Below are 13,429 nucleotides of genomic sequence, written 5' to 3'. Positions count from 1 at the left end.
GTGGAGAATTTACCGCGTGAACGCGCCCAGATCGGCGATCGCCAGCTTGGCCGCCGGTTTGGCGACGGCGGTGAACGTCAGGCGCAGAAAGCGCGCCTGCACAGGCGCAGCGAAGGCGATGCGCTGGGTCGACAGCGCGTAGGCGATGTTGGGAAATTCGCCCTCGCCGGCGGGCGTCCAGTGCCGCCCGTCGCCGCTGGTCTCGACGCGATAGCCGCGCGGCGGCGCGGCGTCGGGCGTCGGATGGCGCCAGGGGGTCAGGCTGAAGCCGGCGATCGTCTGCGCTTTGCCGGTGTCGAGCGTGACGCTGGCGGGCGAGGCGGCGGACGGCGCAGGGAGGCTCCAGACGGTCGAACCGTCGATGTCGAGCAGGGCCTCCGCCCCCGGCGCGCTGGCGGCGACGACGGTCCAGCCGCGTGGCGACAGAACCGTCGGGTCGCTCGATTTGGGGGGCGCGACGGGCACGGGGGCGACGCTGCGGAACAGCGCGAACTCACTGATCGCCGGGCAGGCGGGGGCTTCGAGGATCACCAGTCGCACACGCCGTGCGCTGACCGGGGCGGGCAGGCGGATGATCCGCTGCGCGCCGATGCAGGCGTGCGTCGCCAGCCGCTGCCAGGTGCCGCCGACCTCCGCCTCCACCGCGAAGCGGGTGACGCGCACGCCCAGCGGCAGATGCTCGCGGATGCGGATCAGGTCGAAGGGGCGGCCCGGCGGCACGTCGAGCGTCAGCGTCGGGGTAGTGACCGTATCTGGCGTCGACCAATAGGTGTCGCGGTTGCCGTCGAGCACCTTGGCTGGGGCGAAGGCGGGCCCGCGTGTCGCGCTGGCGCTGGCCACCGCACCTTGGGCCAGATCGGTCGCGAAGCTGGCGCGGATCGCGTCGCCGAAGCTTCTTAGTACCGCGACGTCGTGATCGGCAATGCGGCCGCGCCGGTCGGGCGGCAGGTTGAGGTGCATGTTGGTGCCGCGCGCCACCGATTCGTCGAAGAATTGGACGAGCCGGGCGGGGCTCTTCACCTTCGCATCCTCGTCGGCATGGTAGAACCAGCCGGGGCGGATCGACGTGTTGGTCTCCGCCGGCCACCACAGGGGCGCGCCGCGCACGCCGCTGTTGCCTTCCGCCTGGACATAGGGGTGGTCGGGCATGGTCGGCCAACACGGATCGCCGGCGATGCCGTCCTCGTTGCCGACCCAGCGGATGTCGCTGCCGAGCGGGTCGAAGGTGCAGGCCATCGGCTGATGCTGGTGGACGAGCGCGATGATCGACGGCCAATTATAGTATTTCGGCGCGTCGATCTGCCGCGTCTCGCGGGCGCCGCCGTAATAGCCGTCGCCGCCGTTGGCGCCGTCGAACCAGAATTCGAACAATTCGCCGTAGCGGGTGCAGAGCTCGACGATCTGCTTGCGATAATAGTCGACATAGGCGGGCCGGCCGTATTCGGGATGGTTGCGGTCCCACGGCGACAGATAGAGCCCGAAGGACAGGCCGGCGCGGCGCGCGGCGCGTTCCATCTCGCCGACGATGTCGCCCTTGCCGTGCTTGTAGGGGCTGTTGCGGATGCAATGTTCGGTCAGCAACGTCGGCCACAGGCAGAAGCCGTCGTGATGCTTGGCGGTCAGCACGATGCCGGTCAGGCCGCCCGCCTTGGCCGCGCCGACGATCTGGTCGGGGTCGAAGTCGGTCGGGTTGAACAGGGCGGGGCTTTCGTCGCCATAGCCCCATTCGCGATCGGTGAAGGTGTTGATCGAGAAATGGATGAAGGCATAGCGTTCGCGCCGGTGCCAGGCGAGCTGGCGCGCCGAGGGCGTCGCGCCCCAGGGCTTAGGCGCTGCGGTGGGCGTCGCCGCGAAGGCGGGCGTGGCGCCGGCGGCAAGGCCGGCGGCGATCATCGTGCGGCGGGTCAGGTCGGTCATGCGGCGGCTCCGCTCGGAATTACGGGTTGCTGGAATGACGGCAAGCTAGGTCGCCCGGCGGCCGTTGGAGGGCGGGCGGTCCGCAGCGGCGCGGCCGAAGGCCGGGTCGGGCGTCGCGCTCATCGTGAAGGTCAGCGTGCCGCCCTGCATCAGCTCGGCGTGGCTGATCCAGTTCTTGCTCCACGGCCGGCCGTTGCGGCGGATGGCGGTGACATAGGGCGTGTCGGCGCGGTTGCCCGGCGCGTCGATCACCAGCCGCTTGGCGCCGGGCAGGCGGATCGTCGCACGCTCGAACAGGGGCGAACCGAAGACATAGACCGCCTCGACCGGATCGACGGGATAGAAGCCGAGCGCGGAGAGGATGAACCACGCGCTCATCTGCCCGCAATCGTCGTTGCCGATGACGCCGTCGGGATCGTTCTTGTACATCTCCGTGCACAGCCGGCGCACCATCGCCTGCGTCTTCCACGCCGCGCCGGTGAAGGCGTAGAGATAGGCGACGTGGTGGTCGGGCTCGTTGCCATGGGCATATTGGCCGACCAGCCCGGAGATGTCGGGCGGCGCGTTCTTCGGCAGCGTCGACGGCGCGGTGAACAGGGCGTCGAGCTTCGCCTCGAACGCCGCATCGCCGCCCATATGGTCGATCAGGCCATAGACGTCATGCTGGTTGAGGAAGGTCGCCTGCCAGCCGTTCGCCTCGGTATAGTCGCGCCACCAGGGCTTGGGCATGTGGCCGAGCTGGACGGGATCGTAGGGCGTCCACCAGCTGCCGTCGGCGAAGCGCGGCCGGGCGAAGCCGATGCTGGCGTCGATCACGTTGCGCCAGTTGCGCGAGCGCTTGAGCAGCCGGTCCGCCTCCGCCGTCTTGCCCGCGGCGCGGGCGAGATGCGAGGACGCCCAGTCGTCATAGGCATATTCCTGCGTCCGGCTGACGCTTTCGAACCAAGCGTCGGCGGGCACATGGCCCTTGGCGTCGTAGAGGTCGCGGCCCTTGCTGTTGTCGAGGTCGGGCGCAACGAAGTCGAACGACCGCTTGGCGATCGCCGGCCAGGCGGCGGCATAGTCGCCGGGGATGCCCTTGGCCTGCGCCTCGGCGAGCACGGAGACCGAATGCCAGCCGATCATGCAGCCGGTCTCGACCGCCTGCAGCGGCCAGACCGGCGGGCCATAGGGGCTCTGCTGGCTCTGGCGGATCAGATCGGCAACGAGGCTGGCGGCATGGTCGGGCGCGACGATGGTGAGCAGCGGATGCAGCGCGCGATAGGTGTCCCACAGCGAATAGGTGCTGTAAGCGGCCTGCCCGGCCGGCAGGCGATGCACCGCTCTGTCCATGCCGACATAGCGGCCGTCGACGTCGGAAAACAGCGTCGGCGCCAGCTGCGCATGATAGAGCGCGGAGGCCATGATCGTCCGCTGGTCGGCGGTGCCGCCCTCGACCTGCACGACGTCGAGCGCTGTCGCCCAGGCGGCGCGCGCCGAGCGGCGGGTGCGGTCGAAATCCCAATGCGGCGCTTCGGCGGCGAGATTGGCCCGCGCTCCGGCGACGTCGACCGCGGAAATGCCGCAACGGGCGAGGATCGGCGCGCTGCCGGCGTCGTCATAATGCAGCACCGCCTTCAGCCGGTTGCCGGCGATCCGTCGCGTGCCGGCGGGCTGCTCGGCATCGCCGTCGCCGTAGAAGGTGATGCGGTCGGGCCGGCGCGACAGCTGCAGCGCGAACCGGATGTGGCGGCCCTTCGCCCAGCGGTTGACCGTGCGGCCGCCGGTGATCGTGCCGTCCGGCTCGACCGCTAGCGTCGCGTCGGTGACCAGCGGCGGCTGGTCGCTCGAATCGAGGATCAGGTGCGACAGGTCGATAAGGATATGCCCCGCACCCGCCGGGAAGGTGTAGCGGTGCCAGCCGGTGCGCTGCGTCACGGTCAGTTCGGCCTGCACGCCGCTTTCCAGCGTGACGCGATAATAGCCGGGCTCGGCGCGTTCGTCGCGGAAGCGCTGGCGGTACCCCTTGTCCGGGTCGTTCAGCGGTCCCGGCAGAAGCTCGACCGGGCCCCGCGTGGGAACGAGCAGCACGTCGAGCATGTCGCCGATGCCGGTGCCCGACAGATGGGTGTGGCTGAAGCCCATGATCGACGTGTCGCTGCGGTGATAGCCCGAGCAGGCGTCCCAGCGTTCGACGTCGGTGTCGGGGCCGAGCTGCACCATGCCATAGGGCAGCGAAGGGCCGGGATAGGTATGGCCGTGCCCGCCGGTGCCGACGAACAGGTTCGGCTCGGTCGGCGCCGTCCGCGCGGCGAAGGCGGGCAGCGGCAGCGTGGCGGCGGCGGTGGAGGCGAGCAGCGTGCGGCGGGTAAAAGTGGTCATGCGTGCGGCTCCATCGAGAGAATCGCGGCCGTCATGCCGGACTTGTTCCGGCATCCACTGTCCCGCAAGCATCGCCGCCAGCTTGTTCGCGGCGCGGTGGATGCCGGAACAAGTCCGGCATGACGGAACGCTGCCATCAGAACGTCTCCTGGAGGATCGCCGGCTGCGTGCGCGCGATCTGCACGACCAATTCGCCGAACAGGCCGTTGGCCCAGGCGAACCAGTCGCGAGTGAATTTGGCCGGATCGTTGCGGTCGAAGGTTTCGTGGATGAAGCCGGTGCCGCCGTCAGTGTCGCGGATCGTCTTCAGGCAGGTACGGATGGTGCCCGCGTCGCGCGTCGACAGCGCCCGGACGATCAACGACATCGGCCAGATCTGACCCGGCCCGACGTGCGGGCCGCCGATCCCCTCGCCGGCGCGACCACGAAAGAACCATGGGTTGGCGGTGCTCCACGCCGCTTCCTCGGTCGCGCGCCACAAGGCGTCGTCGGGGGCGACACAGCCGAGATAGGCAAGGCCGGACAGCGACGGCACGTTGGCGTCGTCCATGAACAGCTGGTTGCCGAAGCCGTCGACCTCATAGGCCCAGACCTTGCGTCCGTCGGGCAGGCGCATCGTGCCGTGACGGCGCAGCGCGGCGGCGACCTCGCCCGCCAGCGCTTCCGCATCGCGGGCCAGCGCGTCGTCCTGACGCGCGGCGCGCGCCACCGTCGCGATCTCGCGCAGCGCCGTCACCGCGAACAGGTTCGACGGGATCAGGAACGGGTAGATGCAGGCATCGTCCGACGGCCGAAAGCCGGAGGCGATCAGCCCGACCGGCCGGACCGGATTGCCGTGACCCCATAGCAAGGTTTCGGTCGGCTGCGGCGCGTTGCGGCGGAAGCTGTAGGGGCCGTCACCCGCCGTCCGCTGCTGTTCGCGGAAGGTGCGCAGGATCGCCCGCACCGATGCGGCCCAAGTCGCGTCGAAGGGGCGCGCATCGTGCGTCGCCTGCCAATATTGGTGCGCCAGCCGCATCGGATAGCAGAGCGAATCTACCTCCCACTTCCGCTCGGCGACGCCGGGCTTCATGACCGTCTCGTCCTTCGCTGCCCAGGCCAGGTTGGTCGGCGCGGCAGGATTCTGCATGAAGGCGTTGGCGTAGGGATCGATCAGGATCGACCGCGCCTGTCGCGCGATCAGCCCGCGGAACAGCTCGGCGAGCTTCGGGTCTTCGGCGACCAGATGCAGATAGGGTTTCAGCTGCGCCGAGGAATCGCGCAGCCACAGGCAGGGAATGTCGCCGGTGATGACGAAGGCGTCGGGCTGGCCGTTCGCCACGCCCATGCGCACCGTGGTGTCGAGCGTGTTCGGGTAGCAATTGCCGAACATCCAGCGCAGCTTGGGATCGGCGATCTGCTTGGAGATGCGGACGATCTCGCGCTCCACCGCCGGGCTGGTGAAGTGGCGATCGGCGGGGGCGGGGCGCTTGCTGGCGGATGCGGGGGCGCCGGCAAGGGCCGGCGCGGCGACGGTCGCGGCGCCGGCGGCGAGGATCTGGCGGCGGGTCACTCGCATGTCGCTCATTTCGGCAGCTCCCAGTCCTTCCCCGTCACTGTAAAGTCGTGCCACATGCCCGTCCCGTCGCCGGGCTGGCCGCCGCCGATATAGAGGCGATAGGCGCCAGGCTGCACGTGCCGGCGACCGTCACGGTCGACGATGCTGAGACGGCGCGGGTCGATCGCGAAGCGGACGCGCGCGGTGGCGCCGCGCTTGACCGCGATGCGGCTGTAGCCGACGAGCTGGCGCTGCAACACCGGGTCGGTGAAGCCGGGCGTGCCGTTGGCCGGTGGGACCAGATAGGCCTGCACGACCTCCTCGCCGTCGCGACCGCCGGTGTTGCGCACGGTGGCGGTGACCGCCAGCGTGTCGCCTGCCGCGATGCTCGCCGGCGCGGTGACCGGATCGTAGGCGAAGCGCGTGTAGCTGAGGCCGTGGCCGAAACCCCACAGCGGTGCGCCGGTGAAGAAGCGATAGGTCCGCTCCTTCATGCCATAATCGACGAAGGCGGGCAGGTCGGCGGTCGCCTTGTAAAAGGTGACGGGCAGGCGCCCGGCCGGGTTGCTCCGCCCGGCCAGCGTATCGGCGATCGCGGTGCCACCCGCCTCACCCGGGTACCAGGCGGCGAGGATCGCGTCGGCGCTCGCCGGATCGATCGCCACCGCGCTGCCGCTGGTCAGCACCATCACCACCGGCTTGCCGGTCGCGCGGATCGCCTCGACCAGCGCCCGTTGGGGTGCGGGCAGGGCGATGTCGGTCCGGTCGCCGCCGACGAAGCCGGGCACGGAGACGCTGAGCGCCTCCCCTTCGAGGTCCGGCGACAGGCCGGCGACGATCACCGCGACGTCGGACGCTTGCGCCGCCGCCACCGCCTCGGCGATCAGCGGTGCGGCCGGCGGCATCCACGACAGGCGGAAGCTCTCGTCCTCGCTCCTGTGGTCGAGCGTGATGGCGATCGGCTGCGGCCGGCCGTCGCTGTCGACGGTCAGCTCGACACGGCCCTTGGGCAAGGGGCCGTCGTGCAGGGTCGCGCCGCCGAGCGTGACGCGGACGCTGTCATGCGTCTTACAGTCCTTCCAGCATTGCGCTTGGTCGAAGACCAGGCGGTAGCTCCCCGCCGCCGGCGGCACGAACTCGCCGGTCCATTGCGCGACATAGCCGGTGGCCGGCAGCCCCCTGGCCGGGGCCGCGCGATCGAGGTCGATGTCGATGCGGCGGCTCCGGTCGCGGATCACCGACGTGCCGATGCGATACTCGACCGACAGGCCGGGGCGGCCGCCGCTGCGCAGCGCGGTTTCCGGCAGCACCACCGCGGCACCGTCGGCGAGCAGCGATCCTTGCGCATAGCGCACCTTGTCCGCACCGAAAGCGGCGCGCAGGCCGGCGAGCGGCGTCACCGGCGCGGCGGCGGTGCCGTGATAATTGCCCTGCAGCACGCCAAGATCGTCGGCATCGGCGCCGATCACCGCGATCCTGCTACCCGGCTTCAGGGGCAGCAGGTCCTTGTCGTTCTGCAGCAGCACGATCGCCTTGCGCGCCGCGTCGAGCGCCAGCGCGCGATGGGCGGGCGTGTCGACCTCGTCCGTCGCAATCCGCGCATAGGGGCTGGTCGCGCCGAAGGCGATGCCGAGCTGGCGGCGGGCGCGCAACGCCCGGATCAGCGCCGTGTCGACCTCCGCCGGCGTCACCAGTCCACCGCGCAGCGCCTCGGGCAGCGCCGCATAGGCGGTACCGCAGTTGAGATCAGTCCCGCCGCGCACCGCCGCCGCCGCCGCCGCGGCACTGTCGAGCCGATAGTGGTGGAACAGATGGATGTTGGCGACCGCGTCGCAGTCCGAAACGGTGAAGCCCGTGAAGCCCCAGTCGTGGCGCAGCCGGTCGTTCATCAGCCACGATGCCGCGCACACCGGCGTGCCGTGGATCGCGTTGTAGGCACACATCAGCGACTGCGCCTTGCCCTCCGTCACCACGCGGCGGAAGGCGGGCAGATAGGTCTCCACCAGATCGCGGGGCGAGGGATCGACGTCGAAGCCGTCGCGGCCCGCCTCCGGCCCGCTGTGCACGGCGAGATGCTTGGGCGTGGCGATGACGCGCGGATGTGCCGGGTCCGGGCCCTGCAGGCCACGCACGAAGGCGGTGCCGAGCGTGCCGGTCAGATAGGGGTCCTCGCCGTACGTCTCCTGGCCGCGGCCCCAGCGCGGATCGCGGAAGATGTTGATGTTGGGGGACCAGATCGTCAGCCCCTGGTAGATCCGCCGATCCGCCGAGACGGGCTGCGCATTGAACCGCGCGCGCGCCTCAGTGGAGACGATTGTGCCCGCCGCCTCGATCAGCGCCGGGTCCCAGGTTGCCGCCATGCCGATCGCCTGCGGAAAGACGGTGGCGATGCCGTTGCGCGCGAGGCCGTGCAGCCCCTCGTTCCACCAGTCATAGGCGGGCAGACCGGCGGCGGGATCGGCGGGGGCGGTGCTCTGCAATTGTGCCGCCTTCTGCTCGGGCGACATCTTGGCGACCGCGGCGGCGACGGGATCGGCGGACTGGGCGGCGAGGATCAGGGCCAGGATCATCGTGCAAGCGTCCTCAGCGTCGGCGTCGGTCCGGAAATGGTGACGGTGCGGCTTTCGCCGGGCAGCAGGTCGAAGCCGTTGTCGGACGCGCTGCCCCCGGTCTCGCCGAAGTCGAGCATCACTGCGCGGGCGAGATTGCGTGCCGTGATCGTCAGGGCGTTTCCGTCGCGGCGCAGCGTCAGGCCGGGATCGGGATAGGCCATGTCGCGGGGCTCCAGCCGCTCGACGATCGTGCGGCTGATGACCGTGTCGATCCGGCTCATCCCGTCCTGGACGTAGCTTTCCGTCAGCAAGTCGGCGACGGCATAGCTCCGTGCCGGATCAGCCGCACCGAACAGGTCGGTGTCGGGCAGCGTGGCGACGGTGGTTGCGCTCAGCGGCGCGAGCGTGACCGGTGCCTCGCGCCTCGCCAGGATCTTGCCGGTCATGTCGCGGACCGTGACGCGCCATTTGGCCGGGATCGGCTGCTGCGCGTCGGAGACGAGAGCGATCCGCGTCGCTGCGTTCCGGTGCTCGGCGACGATCGCTTGCGGCGCGAACATCCGCCGCGCCTCGTACTGCAGCAGCTTCCAGCGGCCGAGATGGTCGATACTCGACCAGGACACCGCCGGCCAGACGTCGTTGAGCTGCCAGAACAGCGACCCCATCGTCACCGGGCGGCAGGCGCGGTGATGGCGGGCGGCAAGGCCGATCGCCTGCGCCTGGTCGACCTGGGTCAGGTAGACGAAGTCGGCGAAATCCTTCGCCGGGCGCAGCCGCTGGTCGAGATACAGGCGCAGCCGCGCATTGCCTTCGCCGGCCAGGAACTTCTGATGCGCCTTCATCACCGGGCTGTCGGGGGTCAGGCCGTTCAGCGAGCCGGCGAAGTCGTGGATCGTCTCCAGCGTCGGCATCGACTGGAAGCCGTATTCGCTCATGAAGCGCGGGCAGCTGTCGAGATAATTCTCGACCGGCTTCGATCCGGACCAGACGTCCCAGAAATGCCGGTCGCCGTTGGCGTCGGTGTCGACCGGGCCGTCATAACCGCTCGACGGCGAACCGGGCATATAGGGGGTGCCGGGGCTGTTGCGCGTCACCGCATCGCGCAGCACGCGATCGAACAGCACGGCCATGCCGCTGCCGATCCGCTCTTGCGCATCCGCGCCGACCGCCTTCTTGAAGTCCTTGCGGTCGCTCCAGTTTTCCCAGCCGGATAATACCTCGTTGTTGCCCGTCCAGATCACGATCGACGGATGGTTGCCCAGCCGCGCGGTCTGCTCGTCCGCCTCTGCCGCGACGCTGGCGCGGAACGCCGCGTCGGGCGGGGTCACCGAACCGCCGAACATGAAATCCTGCCAGACCATCAGCCCCATCCGGTCGGCGAGGTCGTAGAAGGCGTCGTCGAGATAATAGCCGCCGCCCCAGACGCGGATCATGTTCATGTTGGCGTCGCGCGCGGACGCCAGCAGGTTTTCCATCTCGCGCGGTTCGACGCGCGCGGGGAAGCTGTCGAACGGGATCAGGTTCGCGCCCTTGGCGAAGATCGGCGTGCCGTTGACCGACAGGGCGAAGGCGCCGCCGCTGCGATCCAGCGTCACCGTGCGCAGCCCGATCGTCCGCGTCGCGCGGTCGTCGCCCATCGTCGCGGTCGCGGTATAGATCGGCTGCGCGCCATAGCCGACCGGCTGCCAGCGGCGTGGCTGCGCGACGGTGAGCGGGATCGGCACGGCGTTGACGCCGGGCGCGAGGGTCGCGGTGCGCGTGACGGTCTGGCTGGTGCCGTCGGGCCCGGTGAGCGTAACGGTGACGGCCTGCGGCCCCGGTCGGTCGGCGACGATCGAGACGTTGGCGGTCAGCCGCGCCTCGGCTTCGTTCAGTGCATCCTGGGTGATGCCCAGCCGGTCGATCCGCGCGACGTCCCAGCCTTCGAGCCGCGCCGGCCGCCAGATGCCCATGGCGACCAGGCGGGGGCCCCAGTCCCAGCCATATTGGTATTTGGGCTTGCGGATATAGGGGCTGGTCTGCTTGCCCTTGGGCTCGTCGCCGAACGCGCTGTCATATTCGCCGGGAAGCGGGTTCTTCTCCGCCAGCACTATCGGCTGCAGCGTGCGGATCGGCGAGGCGATGGTGACCAACACCTCATTGTCGCCAGCGTGGAGCAGCGCCTTGGCATCGGCGCGCCAGAGGCGGTGCGCATTGTCGGCGGACAACAGCCGCGTGCCGTTGACGCTGACGCTGGCGAAGGTGTCGAGCCCGTCGAAGACGAGGTCGAGATGATCGTGCGCCAGCATCGCCGGCGTGACGGTCAGCGTGCGGCGGAACTGCCAGTCGGTCAGACCGACCCACTGGATCGCGGCTTCGTTGGTACCCTTGAAGGGATCGGGCACGCGGCGCGCGCGGATCAGGTCTTCCTGCACGCTGCCCGGCACGCGGGCGGCGAACCAGCGCGCTTCCTTCGGATGCGCCTTGGTCGCGGCGGTGTCGGCCGGATCGATCCGCACCTGCCACGCGCCGCCCAGCGTCTGCGTGTCGCGCGGAGCGGCGAGCGCGGGGACGGCGCTGCCCGCGAGCAGTAGGGCCAGCGCGAGGCGTCGGATCATCGCGCCGCCTCGGTCAGTTGCGCCGCAGCGACGGTGTAGAACGGCTGGTCGAGCGGCGAGGTGAATTGGAAGCAGACGTCCTGGTCGCCGGTCCCTGCGGGCAAAGTGCCGGTGAAGCTGAAGCGCTGCGGGCTCGACGCCGGATCGGGCAGCGGGAAGGCGCCGGCCGCGATCGGGTGCGCGGTCTTGTCGCCGGCCTCCTGCGCCTTGGCGGCGGCGATGCAGCCGACCTGCACCAGCAATTCGCCGAAGTCCGAGACGTTGTAATGATCGCGCAGCATCCGTGCCTCGTGCGCCAGGCCATAATGCCGGGCAAGCCGGACGACATCGACACGATAGCCGCGGGCGACGTCGAGCGGCGCATCGGGGTAGAGGGTGCAGGTGTCGAACAGGTTGATGTTGTATGCCGGCGCGTTGGCGGTCGATTCCGAGGTCAGCGGGACCCGCAGGCCGAGCGCGCCGGCCGGGCACGCCTGCATCTCCGATGAGGTGCGCGCGAGCAGCGCGGCGCGCGATGTGTCGAACCTGCGCGGTGCGGCGGTCGACAGGCCGTCGGCGAAGGCGACCGCGGTCACCACCGTGCCGGGCTTCACCGACAGCGGCGCGGCATAGACTTTCGACGCCAGCGTCGGCGCGCGGCCGTCGAGCGTGTAGCGGATCGTGCCATAGGGCACCTGCGTCGCCAGCGTCACGCCGACCGTATCGGCGCGCAGCGCCGCGCCCCGCGTGCCGGTCAGCGCGAAGTCGACGGCGAAGGCGCTGTCGGCGACATGCGCGCCGCTCTTCGTCCAGCGATCCGCCTGCCGTACGACGCGGGGCAGGAAGCCGGCGAAGTCGCGCTGCTGCGGCGGCGACCAGGTGATCTCCGCCACCGCCGCCGCGCGCGGGAACATCAGATGCTCCATCTGATACGGCGTGACGATATACTCGCTCCACAAATTGCCCTGCGCGCCGAGCACGTGATGCGCCTTGTCGGCGGCGATGCCCTTGGGCAGCGGATCATAGGCATAGACCTGCGCGAGCGTCGTGATGTCGAGCCGGCCCGGCGGCTCGTCGCTGCGCCGGCTCTGCAGCCCGTTCAGGTAGAGCGGATTGCCCGGCGACATGACGACGTCATGCCCCTGATTGGCGGCGTCGATGCCGCCCTGCTCGCCGCGCCACGACATCACCGAGGCGGATTGCGGCAGACCGCCCTCCAGGATTTCGTCCCAGCCGATCAGCCGCCGGCCCTTGCTTTCGAGATAGCCGCCGAACTGGTCGATCATCCAGCTCTGCAGCGCATTCTCGTCCTTGATGCCGAGCGCCTTCATCTGCGCCTGCACCTCGGGGCTGCGCTGCCACTGGTCCTTGATCGCCTCGTCGCCGCCCAGATGGATGTACGTGCCGGGAAAGACCGTCATCAGCTCGTCAAGCACATCCTTGACGAACTGGATGCCGCGCGGGTTCGGATTGAACAGATAGGGCATGATGCCCCATTGGTTGCTGACCGCCGGCCGGTCGCCGAGGATGCCGAGTTCCGGATAGGCGGCGACCAATGCGGTGGCGTGGCCGGGCAGATCGATCTCGGGCACGATCGTGATGCCGCGCGCCGCGGCATAGGCGACGAGGCCGCGCAGCTGCTCCTGCGTGTAGAAGCCGCCGACCTTCTCGGCCGGAGCGGCACCGCCGGTCGAGGGTGGCGTGCGCCAGCCGCCGACGCTGGTCAGCTTCGGATATTTGCGGATCTCGACCCGCCATCCCTGATCGTCGGTCAGATGCAGGTGCAGCGTGTTGAGCTTCACCGCGGCCATGCGGTCGACCGTCTTGTAGAGGAAGTCGATCGGCTGAAAGTGGCGCGCGACATCGACCATCAGCCCGCGCCAGGCGAAGCGCGGCGCATCGGCGATCGTCATGCCGGCCACCACCGCGGGCTTGCCGAAGGCGGCGTCGGGACTGGCGAGCTGCGCCAGCGTTGCGGCGCCGTGGATCAGGCCGCGGTCGCCCGAGGCGGCGACGGTGATCCGCTGCGCGGTCACGGTCAGCCGATAGGCTTCGTCTCCGGCGACCGCAGGATCGCGGACGAAGCGGATCCGCGCATCGGTATCGACGGAGCGCAGCGTCAGCCCGCGCGTCGCCTTGACCTGATCGAGGAGGAAGCGCGCGGCGGCGGCGGTGCCGGCGTCACCGGCGGGGGTGCCGACCTGCATTGCGTCGATGATGGTGAAGCGCCCGGCGGCGGGCGTCACGCTCTGCGGCATCGGCACCAGCGACGGCGGCTTGGTCTGTGCCGTTGCCGCACCGGCGATGCCGAGCAGCGCCGTTCCGATGAGACGCGATGCGTGGCGGATCATGACCGGCTCCCTTGGTGTGGTTTTGGTATTGTCAGGTACCATGACGAACCCGGCGGCGCCCGTCCATGCCCGGTCCACAAAAAAGCCCCGGCGATGACGCCGGGGCTGTGGAGGAGGGAAGCGGCATGGAATGAG

The 13,429-nt window shown here is 69.8% G+C and carries 6 protein-coding genes; all 6 read right to left on the bottom strand.

Annotation, left to right across the window (positions count from 1 at the left end; translation table 11 throughout):
- Positions 1-9: 9 nt before the first annotated feature.
- Complete coding sequence (locus ACU5AX_RS07355) at positions 10-1,917, bottom strand: alpha-L-fucosidase (protein WP_446690255.1); 1,908 nt, start codon at positions 1,915-1,917, stop codon at positions 10-12.
- Between the two features lie 45 nt (positions 1,918-1,962).
- Entirely contained in the window at positions 1,963-4,278 is a 2,316-nt protein-coding gene (locus ACU5AX_RS07350; protein WP_446690254.1) for a GH92 family glycosyl hydrolase, read from the bottom strand.
- 136 nt (positions 4,279-4,414) lie between these two features.
- On the bottom strand, positions 4,415-5,836 hold the full coding sequence (locus tag ACU5AX_RS07345; RefSeq protein WP_446690485.1) for a glycoside hydrolase family 125 protein: 1,422 nt from the start codon (positions 5,834-5,836) through the stop codon (positions 4,415-4,417).
- 5 nt (positions 5,837-5,841) lie between these two features.
- Positions 5,842-8,385 carry a glycoside hydrolase family 3 C-terminal domain-containing protein gene (locus ACU5AX_RS07340; protein WP_446690253.1) on the bottom strand — a complete coding sequence of 848 codons (2,544 nt, stop codon included), beginning with the start codon at positions 8,383-8,385 and terminating at the stop codon, positions 5,842-5,844.
- Complete coding sequence (locus ACU5AX_RS07335; RefSeq protein ID WP_446690252.1) at positions 8,382-10,964, bottom strand: beta-mannosidase; 2,583 nt, start codon at positions 10,962-10,964, stop codon at positions 8,382-8,384. Before ACU5AX_RS07335 ends, ACU5AX_RS07340 begins: the two co-directional genes overlap by 4 nt.
- Entirely contained in the window at positions 10,961-13,294 is a 2,334-nt protein-coding gene (locus ACU5AX_RS07330; RefSeq protein ID WP_446690251.1) for a beta-N-acetylhexosaminidase, read from the bottom strand. Before ACU5AX_RS07330 ends, ACU5AX_RS07335 begins: the two co-directional genes overlap by 4 nt.
- Positions 13,295-13,429: the final 135 nt, after the last annotated feature.

The sequence above is a fragment of the Sphingomonas benefaciens genome (assembly GCF_052907485.1).
The sequence above is the reverse complement of the archived record's forward strand: the minus strand, read 5'-3'. Positions and strand labels throughout refer to the sequence as shown.